Annotated in this window: 20 protein-coding genes and 1 other annotated feature; all 20 genes read left to right on the forward strand. The window is 36.1% G+C overall.

The window, feature by feature from the left end; translation table 11 throughout:
• Positions 1-137 precede the first annotated feature (137 nt).
• Positions 138-779 (forward strand): serine O-acetyltransferase, encoded by a 642-nt coding sequence (gene cysE, locus KA873_RS09900; RefSeq protein ID WP_037539884.1) that lies wholly within the window; start codon positions 138-140, stop codon positions 777-779.
• Positions 763-2,163, forward strand: coding sequence for a cysteine--tRNA ligase (gene cysS / locus KA873_RS09905; RefSeq protein WP_107385922.1), 1,401 nt, complete (start codon positions 763-765; stop codon positions 2,161-2,163). The genes cysE and cysS overlap by 17 nt, the downstream gene beginning before the upstream one ends.
• A gap of 1 nt (position 2,164) precedes the next feature.
• Positions 2,165-2,551 (forward strand): Mini-ribonuclease 3, encoded by a 387-nt coding sequence (locus KA873_RS09910; protein WP_037539882.1) that lies wholly within the window; start codon positions 2,165-2,167, stop codon positions 2,549-2,551.
• Between the two features lie 7 nt (positions 2,552-2,558).
• Entirely contained in the window at positions 2,559-3,308 is a 750-nt protein-coding gene (rlmB, locus tag KA873_RS09915) for a 23S rRNA (guanosine(2251)-2'-O)-methyltransferase RlmB (protein WP_107384253.1), read from the forward strand.
• On the forward strand, positions 3,305-3,829 hold the full coding sequence (locus tag KA873_RS09920) for an NYN domain-containing protein (protein WP_019468577.1): 525 nt from the start codon (positions 3,305-3,307) through the stop codon (positions 3,827-3,829). Before rlmB ends, KA873_RS09920 begins: the two co-directional genes overlap by 4 nt.
• A gap of 72 nt (positions 3,830-3,901) precedes the next feature.
• Positions 3,902-4,483, forward strand: a complete 582-nt coding sequence (locus tag KA873_RS09925) for a sigma-70 family RNA polymerase sigma factor (RefSeq protein ID WP_210140280.1) — start codon at positions 3,902-3,904, stop codon at positions 4,481-4,483.
• A 122-nt stretch (positions 4,484-4,605) separates the two neighbouring features.
• On the forward strand, positions 4,606-4,749 hold the full coding sequence (gene rpmG, locus KA873_RS09930; protein WP_071560108.1) for a 50S ribosomal protein L33: 144 nt from the start codon (positions 4,606-4,608) through the stop codon (positions 4,747-4,749).
• Positions 4,750-4,876: 127 nt separating this feature from the next.
• On the forward strand, positions 4,877-5,056 hold the full coding sequence (gene secE / locus KA873_RS09935; protein ID WP_019468575.1) for a preprotein translocase subunit SecE: 180 nt from the start codon (positions 4,877-4,879) through the stop codon (positions 5,054-5,056).
• Positions 5,057-5,070: 14 nt separating this feature from the next.
• Positions 5,071-5,619 (forward strand): transcription termination/antitermination protein NusG, encoded by a 549-nt coding sequence (gene nusG / locus KA873_RS09940; protein WP_107384250.1) that lies wholly within the window; start codon positions 5,071-5,073, stop codon positions 5,617-5,619.
• Positions 5,620-5,947: 328 nt separating this feature from the next.
• On the forward strand, positions 5,948-6,370 hold the full coding sequence (gene rplK, locus KA873_RS09945) for a 50S ribosomal protein L11 (protein ID WP_019468573.1): 423 nt from the start codon (positions 5,948-5,950) through the stop codon (positions 6,368-6,370).
• A gap of 227 nt (positions 6,371-6,597) precedes the next feature.
• Entirely contained in the window at positions 6,598-7,293 is a 696-nt protein-coding gene (rplA, locus tag KA873_RS09950; RefSeq protein ID WP_019468572.1) for a 50S ribosomal protein L1, read from the forward strand.
• A 90-nt stretch (positions 7,294-7,383) separates the two neighbouring features.
• Positions 7,384-7,531, forward strand: a sequence feature (ribosomal protein L10 leader region).
• A 76-nt stretch (positions 7,532-7,607) separates the two neighbouring features.
• The gene (gene rplJ, locus KA873_RS09955) at positions 7,608-8,117 is read left to right on the forward strand and encodes a 50S ribosomal protein L10 (protein WP_019468571.1); all 510 of its coding nucleotides are present in this window, start codon (positions 7,608-7,610) and stop codon (positions 8,115-8,117) included.
• Between the two features lie 43 nt (positions 8,118-8,160).
• Positions 8,161-8,529: a 50S ribosomal protein L7/L12 gene (rplL, locus tag KA873_RS09960; RefSeq protein WP_046207683.1), complete on the forward strand. Its 369-nt coding sequence runs from the start codon at positions 8,161-8,163 to the stop codon at positions 8,527-8,529.
• A 251-nt stretch (positions 8,530-8,780) separates the two neighbouring features.
• Positions 8,781-9,389 (forward strand): class I SAM-dependent methyltransferase, encoded by a 609-nt coding sequence (locus KA873_RS09965; protein ID WP_107504651.1) that lies wholly within the window; start codon positions 8,781-8,783, stop codon positions 9,387-9,389.
• 199 nt (positions 9,390-9,588) lie between these two features.
• Positions 9,589-13,140 carry a DNA-directed RNA polymerase subunit beta gene (gene rpoB, locus KA873_RS09970; protein ID WP_119517576.1) on the forward strand — a complete coding sequence of 1,184 codons (3,552 nt, stop codon included), beginning with the start codon at positions 9,589-9,591 and terminating at the stop codon, positions 13,138-13,140.
• A 170-nt stretch (positions 13,141-13,310) separates the two neighbouring features.
• Positions 13,311-16,904, forward strand: coding sequence for a DNA-directed RNA polymerase subunit beta' (gene rpoC / locus KA873_RS09975; RefSeq protein WP_210140452.1), 3,594 nt, complete (start codon positions 13,311-13,313; stop codon positions 16,902-16,904).
• Between the two features lie 284 nt (positions 16,905-17,188).
• Positions 17,189-17,443 carry a ribosomal L7Ae/L30e/S12e/Gadd45 family protein gene (locus KA873_RS09980; RefSeq protein ID WP_107384245.1) on the forward strand — a complete coding sequence of 85 codons (255 nt, stop codon included), beginning with the start codon at positions 17,189-17,191 and terminating at the stop codon, positions 17,441-17,443.
• Positions 17,444-17,538: 95 nt separating this feature from the next.
• Entirely contained in the window at positions 17,539-17,952 is a 414-nt protein-coding gene (gene rpsL, locus KA873_RS09985; protein WP_019468565.1) for a 30S ribosomal protein S12, read from the forward strand.
• 71 nt (positions 17,953-18,023) lie between these two features.
• A complete protein-coding gene (gene rpsG, locus KA873_RS09990) occupies positions 18,024-18,494 on the forward strand; it encodes a 30S ribosomal protein S7 (protein ID WP_019468564.1) in 471 nt (156 codons plus the stop codon).
• Positions 18,495-18,612: 118 nt separating this feature from the next.
• Complete coding sequence (gene fusA / locus KA873_RS09995; protein WP_107385928.1) at positions 18,613-20,706, forward strand: elongation factor G; 2,094 nt, start codon at positions 18,613-18,615, stop codon at positions 20,704-20,706.
• Positions 20,707-20,867: the final 161 nt, after the last annotated feature.

Genomic DNA, 20,867 nt, shown 5'->3' on the forward strand with positions numbered 1-20,867 from the left:
AAATGAGTCAATATAAGTTGTATTACTACGTGATTGAGGAATCAGCTTATTAAAAAAGAGTGGAACCGTGCAAAGCACCTCTAACAATATGATGTTGGAGGTGCTTTTTTAATAAGGAGGTCGCAACCTTGTTTGAAATTTTGAAAAGAATCAAAGATGATGTAAATATGGTGTTTGAGCAAGACCCAGCAGCACGTACGACATTAGAAGTGGTTACATCTTATGCCGGAGTACATGCAGTGTGGAGTCATTTAATTGCACATGCTTTATATAAAAAGAAAAAATATGTATTAGCAAGATTGATTTCTCAAATTACACGCTTCTTTACAGGGATAGAAATACATCCAGGCGCTCAAATTGGCAAGCGTTTATTTATTGATCACGGTATGGGCGTAGTGATAGGTGAAACATGTAGGATTGGTGATAATGTTACTATTTATCAAGGTGTTACTTTAGGTGGAACAGGTAAAGAAAAAGGAAAGCGTCATCCTGATATTGGAGACAATGTACTAATTGCAGCTGGAGCAAAAGTACTTGGTAATATTAAAATTAATTCAAATGTTAATATTGGCGCGAATTCCGTAGTGTTGAACTCGGTGCCTAGCTATTCTACAGTAGTCGGCATACCAGGACATATTGTAAAACAAGACGGAAGAAGAATCGGTAAAACATTTGACCATCGTAATTTACCTGACCCTATTTATGAGCAATTAAAACAATTAGAGAAACAACTTGAGAAAACAAGAAATGGAGAGATTCAAGATGATTACATTATATAATACACTTACACGTCAAAAAGAAACGTTTAAGTCAATAGAACCAGGTAAGGTTAAGATGTATGTTTGTGGGCCAACTGTATATAATTACATTCATATTGGGAACGCAAGACCTGCAATTAACTATGATGTTGTTAGAAGATATCTTGAGTACCAAGGCTATGAAGTGATTTATGTTTCAAACTTTACGGACGTAGATGATAAATTAATAAAACGCTCCAAAGAATTAAATGAACCAGTAAATACAATAGCTAACCGCTATATCGATGCATTTTATGAAGATGTGGGCGCATTAAATGTCAAAAAAGCGACTTCAAACCCAAGAGTCATGAATCATATGGACGATATTATTAAGTTTATAGAAGAACTTATAGAAGAAGGATACGCTTATGAAAGTGGTGGCGATGTTTATTTCAGAACACGTAAATTTGAAGATTATGGTAAATTAAGCCATCAATCGTTGAATGATTTAAAAGTAGGCGCACGTATTGAGCAAGGGGAACAAAAAGAAGATGCACTCGATTTTACATTATGGAAACAGGCGAAACCAGATGAAATCAGTTGGGATAGTCCATTTGGCAAAGGTAGACCAGGCTGGCATATTGAGTGTTCAGTGATGGCTTATCACGAGCTAGGTGCAACAATTGATATTCATGCGGGTGGTACAGACTTACAATTTCCACACCATGAAAATGAAATCGCTCAATCAGAAGCACATAACCATGCGCCATTCGCAAATTATTGGATGCATAATGGTTTCATCAACATTGATAATGAAAAAATGAGTAAGTCATTGGGCAATTTTGTCTTAGTGCATGACATTATTAAAGAAATCGATCCAGATGTCTTACGCTTTTTCATGATTAGTGTACATTATAGAAGCCCGATTAACTATAACATGGAGCTTGTTGGGGCAGCTAAAAGTGGATTAGAACGTATTCGTAATAGTTATCAATCCCTTGAAGAGCGAGAAGCAATTGCAACTAATATTGAAGCGCAAGACCAATATATTGATGAAATCAATCAAATATTAGATCAGTTTGAAACAGTTATGAATGATGATTTCAATACTGCTAATGCCATCACAGCTTGGTATGATTTATCAAAACTAGCGAATAAATATGTCTTGGAAAATACGACATCTACCAAAGTGATTGCACGTTTTAAAGAAGTTTATCAAATATTCAGTGATGTTTTAGGTGTTCCTTTAAAAGCATCAAACAGTGATGAATTATTAGACGAAGATGTCGAAGCGCTCATTGAAGAACGAAATCATGCACGAAAAAATAAAGATTTTGCACGTGCAGACGAAATTCGTGACCAGTTAAAAGAACAAAATATTATTTTAGAAGATACGCCACAAGGTGTGAGATTCAAACGTGGGTAACATGAATAATAAGTTGTTAAATCCATTAACTTTAGCATATATGGGTGACGCCGTTTTAGATCAATTTGTAAGAGAATACATTATATTGAAGTTAAAAGCGAAACCCAATCGTCTACATCAAGAGGCTAAGCGTTATGTTTCTGCAAAAAGTCAGGCACAATCACTTGAGTACTTATTTGAAAATAACTGGTTTACAGATGAAGAATTAGATATCGTGCGTCGAGGCAGAAATGCTAAGAGTTATACTAAAGCCAAAAACACAGATATTCAAACCTATCGAAAAAGTTCAGGTTTAGAAGCAATCCTAGGGTTTTTATATCTAGAAAAAAATCAAGAACGACTCACCTCGTTGCTTGAATGCATTGTAAAAAATGTAGATGAAAGGTAGTGAGACTTTGGAAGAGATTGTAATCGTAGGTCGTCATGCCGTAAAAGAAGCGATTGTTTCTGGGCATACAATAAATAAGGTTTTAATTCAGGATACAGTAAAAAAAGGACAAATCAATGATATTTTAAAAAAGGCAAATAGTAACAAAATCATTGTACAAGCAGTGCCAAAATCGAAATTAGACGGTTTGTCTGATGCACCTCACCAAGGTGTCGCTGCGTACATTGCACCATATGAATATGCAGATTTTGATGCGTTTTTAGCACAACAAAAAGATAACGAAAAACTGTCTACTGTTCTAATTTTGGATGGCTTAGAAGATCCCCACAATTTAGGATCGATTTTAAGAACTGCGGACGCTTCAGGTGTGGATGGCATCATTATTCCTAAAAGGCGATCGGTTGCACTCACACAGACAGTTGCAAAAGCATCTACAGGTGCGATTGAACATGTACCTGTCATGCGTGTTACAAACTTAGCGAATACTATTGAAACATTAAAAGATCATGGTTATTGGGTAGTTGGTGCTGAAGCGGAAAATTCAACAGATTATCGTGAAATGGATGCCGGTATGCCATTAGCAATCGTTATCGGAAGTGAAGGCCAAGGTATGAGCCGACTTACAAAAGATAAATGCGACTTTTATATAAATATTCCGATGGTAGGGCATGTAAATAGTTTGAATGCCTCTGTTGCGGCAAGTTTAATGATGTATGAAGTCTACCGTAAACGTAATCAGATTGGAGAAAAACCATGAAGGATCGTTTCTTGATTATTGACGGTTATAATATGATTGGCCAATCACAAGATTTAAGTCAAATAGCCCAAGAAAATTTGGAAGAAGCACGTGATCAGCTACTAACTGCGATTGCAAATTATAATGCAGTCATAGCTGATGAGGTTGTTTGTGTGTTTGACGCTTACGAACAATCGGGCATGTCGTCAGAATATATGTATCATGGTGTGAAGATTGTCTTTACTAAAGAAAAAGAAACAGCAGACAGTTTTATAGAAAAATATGTGTATGATTTATATGACAAACATACAAGACACATCACAGTGGTAACAAGTGATATGAGTGAACAACATGCCATATTTGGTGCGGGTGCTTATCGTATCTCTTCAAGAGAGATGTGGAGAGACTTGAGAGAAAATGAAGTTTCGGTTTCAAAAAAGCTTGAAGGGTTCAATGAGCAGAAGCCACGGACGCGTATAGAGCTGTCCAATGAAATTTTGGAAGAATTTGAAAAAATCAGAAGGGGTAACAATCATAAATAAGAAGATTGTCCCCTTGCTTTTTTTACAGAGTACTTTGTATGCTAACTTTAACCTAATGAAAGGATTTAAAGTATGCTACAAAGAACAAACCATCAAGAACCAACATCAGTCTCAAAAAGCAAATGGCAAGATATTCATTTCTTAATCGATTTACTAGAGAAATTACAACCACATATATTGAAATGTTTGAATCATTTTTCAATACATCCAGATGACAAAGAAGATCTACAACAAGAAATACTTTTTAAATTATTCAAAGCGTTAAGACAATTTGATTTTTCTAAAGAAATCCCATTGGTACATTATGTAAATCGCACTATCAAAAATGCTAAAAATGATTATATAAGAAAAAAATTAGCGGATTTAAGACGGCAAAGATTGTTAGAAAACGAAATGTTAATTAGTGTCCAAATGTTAAGGCAAGCGCGACAAACGGATAAAATTATTTTAAGAAAAGAAACACTGACGATGCTGCATCAAAGAATTGAAAAATTAACAGAGCTAGAACAAGGCATTATAAATTATATTTTAAAGGACTATAAACCATCTGAAATTGCCTGCATTTTAAATCTAAATGTTAAAATAGTTTACAATACGATGCATAGATGTAAACTGAAATTGAAGCGTGCATTTAACCCAAAGCGTCCGAATTAAAATCAGTGATTGATAGGTATTAATTGATTTTTGGGTTAATAGAAAGCAATGGTGGAAGATTGACAATTGACAGAGATGTTATGTATAGTAGATTGGTATTATAATGAGTAAGGTGAAGTAAAATGAAAAAAGTGCCATTAAGCTGTGAAACGTGTGGAAATAGAAATTATAATGTTCCTAAGCAAAGTAACCTTACATCAAGATTGACATTGAAGAAGTATTGTCCAAGATGTAACGCACATACAGTTCATAAAGAAGCAAAATAATGTCGGTATATTAGATTAAGTAATTGAGTAAATATAACCTTCCAATTTAGTTGTGAGTATTGTATTTGCTTAATTTGTCGTATGTATAAGCAAATGAGAAAATCGAATTAATACGGAGGTATTGCTAATGGCTAAAAAAGAAAATTTCTTTCAAGGCGTAAAGTCAGAAATGGAAAAGACAAGTTGGCCAACGAAAGAAGAATTATTTAAATATACTGTAATCGTTGTGGCAACGGTAGTATTTTTCTTAGCCTTCTTCTATGTCTTAGATTTAGGTATTGGTAGAGTTATAGAGTTAATTAAATAGATAGGAGTGACGACATGTCTGAGGAAGTTGGCGCAAAGCGTTGGTATGCTGTGCATACTTATTCTGGTTATGAGAACAAAGTTAAAAAGAATTTAGAAAAACGTGTGGAATCTATGAATATGACTGAACTGATATTCAGAGTGGTTATACCTGAAGAGGAAGAAACACAAGTTAAAGATGGCAAAGCTAAAACATTAACTAAAAAAACATTTCCTGGCTATGTATTAGTTGAATTAATCATGACTGATGAATCATGGTATATTGTCAGAAATACACCAGGTGTTACAGGATTTGTTGGTTCAGCAGGTGCTGGATCAAAACCGAATCCATTATTACCTGAAGAAGCACGTTTCATCTTGAAACAAATGGGCATGAAAGAAAAAACAATTGATGTTGAATTAGATTTAGGTGAGCAAGTTAAAATCAAATCAGGTCCATTTGCTAATCAAGTTGGTGAAGTTCAAGAAATTGAAGCAGATAAATTTAAATTGACAGTTCTTGTAGACATGTTTGGTAGAGAAACACCTGTTGAAGTAGAATTCGATCAAATTGAAAAATTATAATCATATGATACAGGATGGATGGTCTATGTGTCATAGACCATTGAAACTGAATGAATGATTTAGTTTGAGGATTATATGAGTGAATGCAAGTGCACAGGCACTTGCATAAGCAAGAAGTGTTACTTTATATGCATTAAACTCCCTAATCACTAAAGTGATAAGGGGTTCTATAAAAAAAGTTACACTTTACTCTTGCTTTATGATTTAAATAGATGTTATAATACTGTGGTCGCGCTCATAGAGCGTTCATTTCGTCACGAAATGTAGAAGAGTGGGAGGACAAAACTGAGTCCTGTGACCACATCACGATATCAAGGAGGTGCACATCGTGGCTAAAAAAGTAGAAAAAGTTGTTAAATTACAAATTCCTGCAGGTAAAGCAAACCCAGCACCACCAGTTGGTCCAGCATTAGGTCAAGCAGGTGTGAATATTATGGGATTCTGTAAGGAATTCAACGCACGTACACAAGAAGATGCAGGTTTAATTATTCCGGTAGAAATCAGTGTTTATGAAGATCGTTCATTTACATTCATTACAAAAACTCCACCGGCTCCAGTATTACTTAAAAAAGCAGCTGGCGTTGAAAAAGGTTCTGGCGAACCTAATAAAAACAAAGTTGCTACAGTAACTAAAGATCAAGTACGTGAAATTGCAAACCAAAAAATGCAAGATTTAAACGCTGCAGACGAAGAAGCAGCTATGCGTATTATCGAAGGTACTGCACGTAGTATGGGTATCACTGTTCAATAATATTAAAATTAACTGAAAACATAGATTGACGATAAAGCAGATGACAGAAATGACAAACAGGATCAAAGCGTTCAATATTGTCGTAATAAGAGGGAAATTGTCATTTATTTAGGAAGTGTTTCCTGAGATGCAATACGATTAAAACCTCTCTGTTATCTGCTCTTAACTTGCAAAAGCGAGTAAATGTGGGAGGAAATTCCGCTAAAACCACTAAAGGAGGACATGAAATGGCTAAGAAAAGTAAAAGATTTCAAGAAGTAGCTAATAAAATTGATCGCCAAAAACACTATAGTGTTGAAGAAGCAGTTGAATTAGCTAAAGAAACAAGTATCGCTAACTTTGACGCATCAGTTGAAGTAGCATTCCGTTTAGGAATTGATACACGTAAAAATGATCAACAAATCCGTGGTGCAGTTGTACTTCCAAATGGTACAGGTAAATCACAACGTGTATTGGTATTCGCAAAAGGAGACAAAGCAGCTGAAGCAGAAGCAGCAGGTGCTGATTTCGTTGGTGAAAGTGAATATGTTCAACAAATCCAACAAGGTTGGTTTGACTTTGACGTAGTAGTAGCTACACCTGACATGATGGGCGAAGTTGGTAAACTTGGTCGTGTATTAGGACCTAAAGGTTTAATGCCAAACCCTAAAACTGGTACTGTAACAATGGATGTTACAAAAGCAGTTGAAGAAATCAAAGCAGGTAAAGTAGAATATCGTGCTGAAAAAGCTGGTATTGTACATGCTTCAATTGGTAAAGTATCATTCGATACTGACAAACTTGTTGAAAACTTCAAAGCTTTACAAGATGTGTTAACTAAAGCGAAACCATCTTCAGCTAAAGGTACTTACTTCAAATCTGTTGCTGTTACAACAACAATGGGCCCTGGAGTAAAAGTCGATACTTCTAGCTTCAAACTTTAATCTTAAATATAAATGATGATAAGACTGGATGGATTGATTCAGTCTTATCTTTAAAAATATATTGACATACTGCATTTAACCAGTTATATTGGTTAATGTATTATTTTACCTAAGACAGTAGGAGTTAGTGATAACTTAAAAATAATCCTACCGAGGCTAAAATTGACTTGAACGTGAAGATTTTTAGATCTTTCAAGCACTTTTTGCCGCGGGTAGAAAGTGCTTTTTTTATTGAGATAAAGTTGTTAATTCATGTAATTAGCAGTTGTAATCAAGATTAAAAGCACCAAATAAAAAACTATGGAGGTGTCTAAATGTCTGCTATCATCGAAGCTAAAAAACAACAAGTTGATGTAATTGCTGAATCATTGAAAAATTCAGTATCTACTGTAATCGTTGACTATCGTGGTCTAACTGTTTCAGAAGTAACTGAATTACGTTCACAATTACGTGAAGCTGGCGTTGAATTCAAAGTATTAAAAAATACAATGGTTCGTCGTGCTGCTGATCAAGTTGGTTTAGAAGGTTTAAATGAACATTTAGTAGGTCCTACTGCAGTTGCTACTTCAACAGAAGATGTTGTTGCTCCAGCAAAAGTATTAGCAGGATTTGCTAAAGAACATAAAGCTTTAGAAATTAAAGTAGGTGTTATGGAAGGCAGTGTTATCTCTGCTGAAGAAGTTAACACAGTTGGTACATTACCATCACACGACGGTCTTGTTTCTATGCTTTTATCAGTATTACAAGCTCCAGTACGCAATTTCGCTTATGCAGTTAAAGCTGTTGGAGAAGATAAAGAACAAAACGAAGAAAGCGCTGAATAATTGCGCATAATAAACTAATAAAAATTAATGGAGGAATATTAAAATGGCTAATCAAGAACAAATCATTGAAGCAATTAAAGAAATGTCAGTTTTAGAATTAAACGACTTAGTAAAAGCAATTGAAGAAGAATTTGGTGTAACTGCAGCAGCTCCAGTAGCAGCAGCAGGTGCAGCAGGTGGCGGAGACGCTGCTGAAGAAAAAACAGAATTTGATGTTGAATTAACATCAGCTGGATCATCTAAAATCAAAGTCGTTAAAGCTGTTAAAGAAGCTACTGGCTTAGGATTAAAAGATGCTAAAGAATTAGTTGACGGAGCTCCTAAAGTAATCAAAGAAGCTTTACCAACTGAAGAAGCTGAAAAACTTAAAGAAGCATTAGAAGAAGTTGGCGCTACAGTAGAATTAAAATAATTCTAGCTGGCTAACAGTTCATAATTATATATTGAAGGTTGTCCAAGCAGCTTAACACATTAGCTATTTCGATACGCTAATCTTAAATGTAATATGGATTGCCTGAAATCTTTGAGAAATGAAAACCCCGTTATCGATATAACGGGGTTTTATCTTATTTGACCTATCCTGAACGAATTATTTGTTACTACAAAATTTCGTTGAGGGTATAGTATTAATCTAAGACGAATTAGATTAAAAGAGGTGTAGTCATGAGTCATTACTATGATGAAAATCCTGAAGTAGAAAGCGATGAACTTCCCTTTACGTATTCCTACAAAAGCTATGATTTAAAATTAGTTACTGATTCAGGTGTGTTTTCTAAAGGGAAAATAGACTTTGGTTCAGATTTATTAATCAATACATTTTTAAACGAAAATCCCCCGGGTCCTACTAAAAAAATTATAGATGTTGGTTGTGGTTATGGTCCGATTGGTTTGATGATTGCAAAAGTGTCTCCACACCATGAAATTACAATGGTTGATGTAAATCAGCGTGCACTTTCTTTATCGATTAAAAATCAAAAGAAAAACCATCTAGAGAACGTCGACATCAAGGAAAGTGACGGGTTATCACAAGTAGAGAATGATGCTTTTGATTTTGTGCTAACTAATCCACCGATTAGAGCAGGGAAAAAGGTAGTTCACAGCATCTTAGCTGATGCGTATCACAAATTAAAAGTGAATGGCGCCCTTTATGTTGTGATTCAAAAAAAACAAGGTATGCCATCCGCGAAGAAAAAAATGGAAGAAACATTTGGCAACGTAGAAGTATTAGAAAAGCGCAAAGGCTATTATATATTAAGAAGTGTTAAAGGTTGATTAAAAACCACTGTTCTGATATAGTAATAGAATGTAAAAAATTATGTTCAATAAGTGTGTACTTTTACGTATAAATTAACAAAGTATATAAGGTGAAATAGAAAATGGTGTCATGAGTTATGCTACCGTTTTCTTTTTGTCTAATTATATTTGCTGATTTAGTAAAAGTAAACACGCAATTTTTGAGGGGTGAATCTGTTTGGCAGGTCAATTTGTCCAATATGGAAGACATCGTAAACGTAGAAACTATGCGAGAATTTCAGAGGTATTAGAATTACCGAATTTAATTGAGATTCAAACTAAGTCTTACGAGTGGTTCTTAGAAGAAGGTTTATATGAAATGTTTAGAGACATTTCACCGATTGAAGATTTCACAGGTAATCTGTCTTTAGAGTTTGTTGATTACAGACTTGGAGAATCAAAATATGATTTAGAAGAATCGAAAAACCGTGATACGACGTATTCTGCACCTCTACGTGTAAAAGTACGTCTAATCATTAAAGAAACAGGCGAAGTGAAAGAGCAAGAAGTGTTTATGGGTGATTTCCCATTAATGACAGATACAGGTACATTTGTGATTAATGGTGCTGAACGTGTTATCGTATCACAATTAGTTCGTTCACCATCCGTTTACTTTAATGAAAAATTAGATAAAAATGGTCGCACAAACTATGATGCAACAATTATTCCTAACCGTGGTGCATGGTTAGAGTATGAAACTGATGCTAAAGATGTAGTTTATGTACGTATTGATAGAACAAGAAAATTACCACTAACAGTATTATTAAGAGCTTTAGGCTTCTCAACAGATCAAGAAATTATTGATCTTTTAGGAGATAATGAGTACTTACGTAATACGTTAGAAAAAGATGGTACAGAAAATACTGATCAAGCATTATTAGAAATTTATGAGCGTTTACGCCCAGGTGAACCTCCTACAGTAGAAAATGCGAAAAGCTTATTATACTCTCGTTTCTTTGATCCGAAACGTTATGACTTAGCGAGTGTGGGTCGTTATAAAGCGAATAAAAAACTTCATTTAAAACACCGTTTATTCAATCAAAAATTAGCAGAACCAATTGTTAATGCTGAAACAGGTGAAATTGTAGCTGAAGAAGGTACTGTCTTAGATCGTCGTAATTTAGATGAAATCATGGATGTATTAGAATCTAATGCTAACAGTGAAGTTTTTGAACTTGAAGGTACTGTGATTGATGAACCAGTAGAAATTCAATCTATTAAAGTATATGTTCCTAATGATGAAGAAGGACGCACAACGACAGTTATTGGTAATGCGTTCCCTGATTCAGAAGTGAAATGTATTACACCAGCTGATATCATCGCATCAATGTCATATTTCTTTAATTTACTAAGTGGTATTGGATTCACAGATGATATTGACCATTTAGGTAATCGTCGTCTACGTTCAGTAGGGGAGTTACTACAAAACCAATTCCGTATTGGTTTATCAAGAATGGAACGTGTGGTACGTGAAAGAATGTCTATCCAAGATACAGATTCTATTACACCACAACAATTAATCAATATTCGTCCAGTCATTGCGTCAATTAAAGAATTCTTTGGTAGTTCTCAATTGTCACAATTCATGGACCAAGCCAATCCATTAGCAGAATTGACACATAAACGTCGTCTATCAGCATTAGGACCTGGTGGTTTAACACGTGAACGTGCTCAAATGGAAGTGCGTGACGTTCACTACTCTCACTATGGTCGTATGTGTCCAATCGAAACACCAGAGGGACCAAACATTGGTTTGATTAACTCATTATCAAGTTATGCACGTGTAAATGAATTTGGTTTCATTGAAACGCCATATCGTAAAGTAGATCTTGAAACAAATAGTATCACAGAACAAATTGATTATTTAACAGCTGATGAAGAAGATAGCTATGTTGTAGCACAAGCAAATTCTAAGTTAGATGAAAATGGTCGCTTCTTAGATGATGAAGTTGTTTGTCGTTTCCGTGGTAATAACACAGTTATGGCAAAAGAAAAAATGGACTACATGGATGTATCTCCTAAACAGGTTGTTTCTGCAGCAACAGCATGTATTCCATTCTTAGAAAACGATGACTCTAACCGTGCATTAATGGGTGCGAACATGCAACGTCAAGCAGTTCCATTGATGAATCCAGAATCACCTTTCGTAGGTACTGGTATGGAACACGTAGCAGCTCGTGACTCTGGTGCAGCAATTGTTGCTAAACACAAAGGCCGTGTTGAACACGTTGAATCTAATGAAATCCTTGTACGTCAACTTATCGAAGAAGATGGACAAGAATACGAAGGCGAAATCGATCGCTATCCATTAGCTAAATTCAAACGTTCAAACACAGGTACTTGTTATAACCAAAGACCAATCGTTGCTACAGGTGATGTCGTAACGAAAGGTGAAATTTTAGCCGATGGTCCTTCAATGGAACTTGGTGAAATGGCGTTAGGTAGAAACGTAGTTGTCGGTTTCATGACATGGGACGGTTACAACTATGAAGATGCTGTAATTATGAGTGAACGCCTAGTGAAAGATGACGTATATACTTCTATTCATATTGAGGAATATGAATCAGAAGCACGTGATACAAAACTAGGACCTGAAGAAATTACACGTGATATTCCTAACGTTTCAGATAGTGCGCTTAAAAACTTAGATGACCGTGGTATTGTATACGTAGGTGCTGAAGTTAATGATGGAGACATTTTAGTAGGTAAAGTAACGCCTAAAGGTGTAACAGAATTAACAGCAGAAGAACGCTTATTACATGCAATATTCGGTGAAAAAGCACGTGAAGTACGTGATACATCATTACGTGTTCCTCATGGTGCAGGCGGTATTGTTCTAGACGTTAAAGTCTTCAACCGTGAAGAAGGAGATGACACATTATCTCCAGGTGTAAACCAATTAGTACGTGTTTATATCGTTCAAAAACGTAAAATACATGTTGGTGACAAAATGTGTGGTCGTCACGGTAACAAAGGTGTTATTTCTAAGTTAGTTCCTGAAGAAGATATGCCTTATTTACCAGACGGTACACCAATTGACATCATGTTGAACCCATTAGGTGTTCCATCACGTATGAATATCGGACAAGTATTAGAGTTACATTTAGGTATGGCTGCTAAAAACTTAGGTATTCATGTTGCATCACCAGTATTTGATGGTGCGAGTGATGAAGATGTATGGTCAACGATTGAAGAAGCAGGTATGGCACGTGATGGTAAGACAGTATTATATGATGGACGTACGGGTGAACCATTCGATAACAGAATCTCAGTCGGCGTTATGTATATGCTGAAACTTGCACACATGGTTGACGATAAATTACATGCGCGTTCAACTGGACCATACTCACTTGTTACGCAACAACCACTAGGTGGTAAAGCACAATTTGGTGGACAACGTTTCGGTGAGATGGAGGTATGGGCACTTGAAGCTTATGGTGCTGCCTACACACTTCAAGAGATCTTAACTTATAAATCTGATGACACAGTAGGTCGTGTTAAAACATACGAATCTATTGTCAAAGGTGAAAATATCACTAAACCTGGCGTTCCTGAATCATTCAGAGTATTGATGAAAGAACTTCAAAGTTTAGGATTAGATGTTAAGATTATGGATGAGCATGACAATGAAATTGACATGCAAGATAACGAAGATGAAGATGCAGTAGAACGTAAAGTGGACCTTCAACAAAAAGAAGCGCCACAATCACAAAAAGAAATTACTGACTAATACAGATCGCATTTAAGTTTATAAAGAGATATACCATATTGAGGTGAAGTCGTCGTACTTGCCTCATTATGGGTTTATCTAATATTGATAAAGAGCAATCAATCAATTTGCACAGCTAATCTAAATTGAAGGAGGTAGGCTCCTTGATTGATGTAAATAATTTCCATTATATGAAAATAGGACTTGCTTCACCTGAAAAAATCCGTTCATGGTCTTTTGGTGAGGTTAAAAAGCCAGAAACAATTAACTATCGTACTTTAAAACCAGAAAAAGATGGTCTATTCTGTGAGAGAATTTTCGGACCTACAAAAGACTGGGAATGTAGTTGTGGTAAATACAAACGTGTACGCTATAAAGGTATGGTTTGTGATAGATGTGGAGTAGAAGTAACTAAATCTAAAGTGCGCCGTGAAAGAATGGGACACATTGAATTAGCTGCGCCAGTTTCACATATTTGGTACTTCAAAGGTATTCCAAGCCGCATGGGACTATTATTAGACATGTCACCAAGAGCATTAGAAGAAGTGATTTACTTTGCTTCTTATGTTGTTGTAAATCCAGGACCAACTGGTTTAGAGAAAAAGACATTACTATCTGAAGCAGAATTCAGAGAGTACTATGATAAATTCCCTGGTCAATTTACAGCTAAAATGGGTGCTGAAGGTATCAAAGAATTATTAGATGAAATTGATTTGGATACAGAATTAAAAGAATTACGTGATGAGTTAGAGTCTGCAACAGGACAAAGACTTACACGTGCGATTAAACGTTTAGAAGTAGTTGAATCATTCAGACATTCTGGTAACAATCCAGCTTGGATGGTATTAGACGTACTTCCAATTATTCCACCAGAAATCAGACCAATGGTTCAATTAGACGGTGGACGTTTTGCAACAAGTGATTTAAACGACTTATATCGTCGTGTTATCAACCGTAACAACCGTTTAAAACGTTTATTAGATTTAGGTGCACCTGGCATCATCGTACAAAACGAAAAACGTATGCTACAAGAAGCAGTTGATGCACTCATCGATAATGGTCGTCGTGGTCGTCCAGTAACTGGACCAGGTAACCGCCCATTAAAATCACTTTCACATATGCTTAAAGGTAAACAAGGTCGTTTCCGTCAAAACTTATTAGGTAAACGTGTTGACTATTCAGGTCGTTCAGTTATCGCTGTTGGACCTAGCTTGAAGATGTATCAATGTGGCTTACCTAAAGAAATGGCTTTAGAACTATTTAAACCATTCATCATGAAAGAATTAGTTCAACGTGAAATTGCGACAAACATTAAAAATGCTAAAAGCAAGATTGAACGTATGGATGATGAAGTATGGGATGTATTAGAAGACGTAATTAAAGAACATCCAGTTCTTTTAAACCGTGCACCAACGCTGCATAGATTAGGTATTCAAGCATTTGAACCTACACTTGTAGAAGGTCGTGCCATTCGTCTACACCCACTTGCTACAACAGCTTATAACGCTGACTTTGATGGTGACCAAATGGCTGTTCACGTACCATTATCTAAAGAAGCACAAGCAGAAGCACGCATGCTTATGCTTGCAGCACAAAACATCTTAAACCCTAAAGATGGTAAACCTGTTGTTACACCATCACAAGATATGGTATTAGGTAACTATTACCTTACTTTAGAACGTAAAGATGCTGTAAATACTGGTACAATTTATAATGATACAAACGAAGTGTTAAAAGCATACGCAAATGGTTATGTACATTTACACACACGTATAGGTGTGCATGCAAGTTCATTCAATAACCCAACATTTACAGAAGAACAAAATCAAAAAATCTTAACAACATCTGTTGGTAAAGTTATCTTTAATGAAATCATTCCTGATTCATTTGCATACATTAACGAACCAACAAAATATAACCTTGAAAACAGTACGCCAGACAAATACTTTGTTTCTGCTACTGAATTAGGTGAGGGTGGATTAAAAGCATATTTTGATGAGCAACCACTTAGCGAGCCATTCAACAAGAATTTCTTAGGAAATATCATTGCAGAAGTCTTCAATCGATTCAGCATCACAGATACATCTATGATGTTAGATAGAATGAAAGACTTAGGCTTCAAATTCTCTTCTAAAGCTGGTATCACTGTTGGTGTATCTGACATTGTGGTTTTACCAGATAAACAACAAATTTTAGATGAACATGAAAAACTAGTTGATAAAGTACAAAAACAATTCAACCGTGGTTTAATTACAGAATTTGAACGTTACAATGCAGTTGTTGAAATTTGGACTGATGCTAAAGACCAAATTCAAAACGAATTAATGGGTTCACTTGAAAAAACAAACCCAATCTTTATGATGAGTGACTCTGGTGCCCGTGGTAACGCATCTAACTTTACACAGTTAGCTGGTATGCGTGGACTTATGGCTGCACCATCAGGTAAGATCATTGAATTACCAATCACTTCATCATTCCGTGAAGGTTTAACAGTGTTAGAATACTTTATCTCTACACATGGTGCGCGTAAAGGTCTTGCCGATACAGCACTTAAAACAGCGGACTCTGGTTATCTTACTCGTCGTCTGGTTGATGTGGCACAAGATGTTATCGTTCGTGAAGAAGACTGTGGTACTGACCGTGGTTTACTAGTATCTGATATTAAAGAAGGTACTGAAATGATCGAACCATTTAGCGAACGTATTGAAGGTCGTTATTCTAAAGAAACGATTCGTCACCCAGAAACAGATGAAGTTATCGTTCGTCCAGATGAGTTAGTAACAGCAGAAATTGCTAAGAAAATCACAGACGCTGGTATAGAAGAAATGTATATCCGTTCAGCATTTACATGTAACACACGTCATGGTGTATGTGAAAAATGTTATGGTAAAAACCTTGCTACTGGTGAAAAAGTTGAAGTTGGTGAAGCAGTTGGTACAATTGCTGCCCAATCAATCGGTGAACCAGGTACACAGCTTACAATGCGTACATTCCACACAGGTGGTGTAGCAGGTAGTGATATCACGCAAGGTCTTCCTCGTATCCAAGAGATTTTCGAGGCGCGTAACCCTAAAGGTCAAGCAGTCGTTACCGAAATTGAAGGTGTCGTAGATGACATTAGTGTTGCCAAAGACCGTCAACAAGAAATCGTCATCAAAGGTGCAAATGAAACGAAATCTTACTTGGCTTCAGGTACTTCAAGATTAAAAGTTGAAGTTGGCCAAAGTGTTGAACGTGGTGAAGCACTTACAGAAGGTTCTATTGAACCTAAGAACTTCTTATCTATATCTGGTTTAAATGCTACAGAAAGCTATTTATTAAAAGAAGTTCAAAAAGTTTACCGTATGCAAGGTGTTGAAATTGATGATAAACACGTTGAAGTTATGGTAAGACAAATGTTACGTAAAGTACGTATCATTGAAGCTGGAGATACGAAATTACTTCCAGGTGCACTTGTAGATATTCATAACTTTACAGATGCTAACCGTGAAGCGTTCAAAGAACGTAAACGTCCAGCAACATCTAAACCTGTATTACTAGGTATAACAAAAGCTTCTCTTGAAACAGAAAGCTTCTTATCAGCAGCATCATTCCAAGAAACAACACGTGTTCTTACAGATGCAGCTATCAAAGGTAAACGTGATAACTTACTTGGACTTAAAGAGAACGTTATTATCGGTAAGCTTATCCCAGCTGGTACAGGTATGAGACGTTACAGTGATGTACAGTATGATAAAGCGACACCTGAAGAAGTCGTTGAAGAGATTCAACCAACTGAAATCTAGTATAGCTTTTGAAATGTAAAATGGTTTATCATTCATTTGAAGTTGTATAAATATAGAGACATGTGTTGAGGTTGTAAGGCCCCATCACATGTCATATGTTTTAAGCGACTGACCATTTGATCTCGGGCGAAATAAAAGATTTGATGGAAACATTTAATCTTTATTTCGCTCTCTTATTTTTTTGTATATTTTCTGCAAAAAATGTTAATTAAAGTTGACTCCGCAGTAATTTTGATGTTATTATTATTAAGGTTGATGCAAGCAGAACTTTGGAGGATATTTAGATGTCTAATGAAAAAGTTGCACGCTTTAACAAACAACACTATGTTATTGGTCTTAAACAAACGCTGAAAGCTTTGAATAAAGATCAAGTGACATCATTGATTATCGCTAAAGACGTTGAAGTTCATCTGATGACTCGCGTGTTAAGTCAAATCAATCACAAAAACATATCTATCTCATTTTTCGAGAGCAAACAAGCTTTAGGAAAGTATGTAGGTATAAACGTTAATGCGACTGTTGTTGCATTATTGAAATGAGATTAGTAAGATTCTTTCTTACTAAATTTTATTTACCTTTAAAATGAACCACCTGGATGTGTGGGATTATAAAAGAAGAGAGGAGGACATATTTCATGCCAACTATTAATCAATTAGTACGTAAACCAAGACAAAGCAAATCAAAAAACTATGATTCACCAGCATTGAACAGAAACTACAACAGTAAAAAGAAAAAGTACACTAGCTTAAACTCACCACAAAAACGTGGTGTTTGTACACGTGTAGGTACAATGACACCTAAAAAACCTAACTCTGCGTTACGTAAATATGCTCGTGTGCGTTTGTCTAACAACATCGAAATCAACGCTTATATTCCTGGTATCGGACACAACTTACAAGAACACAGTGTTGTACTTGTACGTGGTGGACGTGTAAAAGACTTACCTGGTGTGCGTTACCACATCGTACGTGGTGCACTTGATACTTCAGGTGTTGACGGTCGTAGACAAGGTCGTTCATTATACGGAACTAAAAAACCTAAAAAATAAGGTTAAGATTGCGTAAATTTTCGTTATAAATAATGGAAATATATTATAATTAGGAAGGGAGGATTTATATTATGCCTCGTAAAGGATCAGTACCAAAAAGAGACGTATTACCAGATCCAATTCATAACTCAAAATTAGTTACTAAATTGATTAACAAAATTATGTTAGATGGTAAACGTGGAACAGCTCAAAAAATTCTTTATTCTGCATTTGAATTAGTTCAAGAACGCAGTGGTCGTGAAGCTATCGAAGTTTTCGAAGAAGCTATCGACAACATCATGCCAGTATTAGAAGTTAAAGCTCGTCGTGTAGGTGGCTCTAACTATCAAGTACCTGTAGAAGTTCGTCCAGAACGTCGTACTACTTTAGGCCTTCGTTGGTTAGTTAACTATTCACGTCTTCGTGGTGAAAAAACGATGGAAGAACGTTTAGCTAACGAAATTTTAGATGCTGCAAACAACACTGGTGGTGCAGTTAAGAAACGTGAAGACGTTCATAAAATGGCTGAAGCTAACAAAGCCTTCGCTCACTATCGTTGGTAGGATAGTAGGTTTTTCCCTGAGCATGTTCCACACTGATAGTTTACTATCTAGGTGCATGCTTAGGGCATCGCCATATTTATAGTATTTATTCGCAGTTATACTGGAAGGAGAAAAATACATGGCTAGAGATTTTAGTTTAGAAAGAACTCGTAATATCGGTATCATGGCTCACATCGATGCTGGTAAAACAACTACGACTGAACGTATTCTTTACTATACTGGACGTATCCATAAAATTGGTGAAACTCATGAAGGAGCTTCACAAATGGACTGGATGGAACAGGAGCAAGACCGCGGTATCACAATCACATCAGCTGCAACAACAGCTTCATGGGATGATCACCGTGTAAATATCATCGATACACCAGGACACGTAGACTTCACTGTTGAAGTTGAACGTTCATTACGTGTACTTGATGGTGCGGTAACAGTACTTGATGCGCAATCAGGTGTTGAACCTCAAACTGAAACAGTTTGGCGTCAAGCAACAACTTACAGCGTTCCTCGTATTGTTTTCGTAAACAAAATGGACAAATTAGGTGCTAACTTTGAATATGCTGTAAGCACAATTCATGATCGTCTACAAGCGAATGCACAACCAATCCAATTACCAATTGGTGCGGAAGATGAATTTGAAGCAATCATCGACTTAGTTGAAATGAAATGTTTCAAATACAACAATGACTTAGGAACTGAAATTGAAGAAATTGAAATTCCTGAAGATCAAAAAGAAAGAGCTGAAGAAGCTCGCGCAACACTTATTGAAGCAGTAGCTGAAACAAGTGATGAATTAATGGAAAAATATCTTGGTGACGAAGAAATTACTGTAGCTGAATTAAAAGACGCTATTCGTGAAGCAACTAATAATATTGAATTCTACCCAGTTCTTGTTGGTACTGCCTTCAAAAACAAAGGTGTTCAATTAATGCTTAACGCAGTAATTGATTATTTACCATCACCATTAGATGTTAAACCAATCGTCGGCCACCGTGCTGATGATCCAGAAGAAGAAGTTATCGCAAAAGCAGATGACAGTGCTGAGTTCGCTGCGTTAGCTTTCAAAGTAATGACTGACCCTTATGTTGGTAAGTTAACATTCTTCCGTGTGTACTCAGGTACATTAACATCAGGTTCTTATGTTAAAAACTCTACGAAGAATAAACGTGAACGTGTAGGTCGTTTACTACAAATGCACGCTAACTCTCGTCAAGAGCTTAACACAGTTTACTCAGGAGATATCGCTGCTGCGGTAGGTCTGAAAGAAACTGGTACTGGTGATACTTTATGTGGTGAGAAAAATGACATTATCTTGGAATCAATGGACTTCCCAGAACCTGTTATTCACCTATCAGTTGAACCAAAATCTAAAGCTGACCAAGACAAAATGACTACAGCTTTAGTTAAGTTACAAGAAGAAGACCCAACATTCCATGCACACACTGACGAAGAAACTGGACAAGTTATCATCGGTGGTATGGGTGAGCTTCACTTAGACATCTTAGTTGACCGTATGAAAAAAGAATTTAACGTTGAATGTAATGTTGGTGCGCCAATGGTTTCATACCGTGAAACATTTAAGCAATCAGCACAAGTTCAAGGTAAATTCGCGCGTCAATCTGGTGGTCGTGGACAATATGGTGACGTTAAAATTGAATTCGAACCAAACGAAACAGGTGGCGGTTTCGAATTCGAAAACGCTATCGTTGGTGGTGTAGTTCCTCGTGAATACATTCCATCAGTTGAAGCTGGACTTAAAGATGCTATGGAAAACGGTGTATTAGCTGGTTATCCATTAATTGATGTTAAAGCTAAATTATTTGATGGTTCATACCATGATGTCGATTCATCAGAAATGGCCTTCAAAATTGCTGCATCATTAGCACTTAAAGAAGCTGCTAAAAAATGTGAACCTGTTATCTTAGAACCAATGATGAAAGTAACAATTGAAATGCCTGAAGAATACATGGGTGACATCATGGGTGACGTAACATCTCGTCGTGGACGTGTTGATGGTATGGAACCTCGTGGTAATGCACAAGTTGTAAATGCCTTTGTACCACTTTCAGAAATGTTCGGTTATGCAACATCATTACGTTCTAATACACAAGGTCGTGGAACATACACTATGTACTTCGATCACTATGCAGAAGTTCCAAAATCAATTTCTGAAGAAATTATCAAGAAAAACACTGGTAATAAATCAGCTGAATAATTAAACTTGTATTGTGCAGTGACAGTCTGTACAATACATGTAAAGCATAATTATATGGCTTACAGTTTTATTGATTGATTTTTTAGGGAAAATGCATTATAAAGGTACTGTATGGTACTTTTAACCTAAATTAATCATCTTCTCATGATGGTGAGAAACTG

Origin of the sequence: Staphylococcus sp. GDY8P45P (genome assembly GCF_017892745.1) — a bacterium.
GTDB classification, from domain to species: Bacteria; Bacillota; Bacilli; order Staphylococcales; family Staphylococcaceae; genus Staphylococcus; species Staphylococcus cohnii.

Coding starts and splice junctions, on each gene's coding strand:
- rpsG (WP_019468564.1), top strand. CDS start 18,024: ATGCCTCGTAAAGGATCAGTACCAAAAAGAGACGTATTACCAGATCCA.
- nusG (WP_107384250.1), top strand. CDS start 5,071: ATGTCTGAGGAAGTTGGCGCAAAGCGTTGGTATGCTGTGCATACTTAT.
- KA873_RS09980 (WP_107384245.1), top strand. CDS start 17,189: ATGTCTAATGAAAAAGTTGCACGCTTTAACAAACAACACTATGTTATT.
- rpoC (WP_210140452.1), top strand. CDS start 13,311: ATGAAAATAGGACTTGCTTCACCTGAAAAAATCCGTTCATGGTCTTTT.
- rplL (WP_046207683.1), top strand. CDS start 8,161: ATGGCTAATCAAGAACAAATCATTGAAGCAATTAAAGAAATGTCAGTT.
- fusA (WP_107385928.1), top strand. CDS start 18,613: ATGGCTAGAGATTTTAGTTTAGAAAGAACTCGTAATATCGGTATCATG.
- rpsL (WP_019468565.1), top strand. CDS start 17,539: ATGCCAACTATTAATCAATTAGTACGTAAACCAAGACAAAGCAAATCA.
- KA873_RS09925 (WP_210140280.1), top strand. CDS start 3,902: ATGCTACAAAGAACAAACCATCAAGAACCAACATCAGTCTCAAAAAGC.
- KA873_RS09965 (WP_107504651.1), top strand. CDS start 8,781: ATGAGTCATTACTATGATGAAAATCCTGAAGTAGAAAGCGATGAACTT.
- cysS (WP_107385922.1), top strand. CDS start 763: ATGATTACATTATATAATACACTTACACGTCAAAAAGAAACGTTTAAG.
- rplJ (WP_019468571.1), top strand. CDS start 7,608: ATGTCTGCTATCATCGAAGCTAAAAAACAACAAGTTGATGTAATTGCT.
- secE (WP_019468575.1), top strand. CDS start 4,877: ATGGCTAAAAAAGAAAATTTCTTTCAAGGCGTAAAGTCAGAAATGGAA.
- KA873_RS09920 (WP_019468577.1), top strand. CDS start 3,305: ATGAAGGATCGTTTCTTGATTATTGACGGTTATAATATGATTGGCCAA.
- rplA (WP_019468572.1), top strand. CDS start 6,598: ATGGCTAAGAAAAGTAAAAGATTTCAAGAAGTAGCTAATAAAATTGAT.
- rpmG (WP_071560108.1), top strand. CDS start 4,606: ATGAAAAAAGTGCCATTAAGCTGTGAAACGTGTGGAAATAGAAATTAT.
- KA873_RS09910 (WP_037539882.1), top strand. CDS start 2,165: ATGAATAATAAGTTGTTAAATCCATTAACTTTAGCATATATGGGTGAC.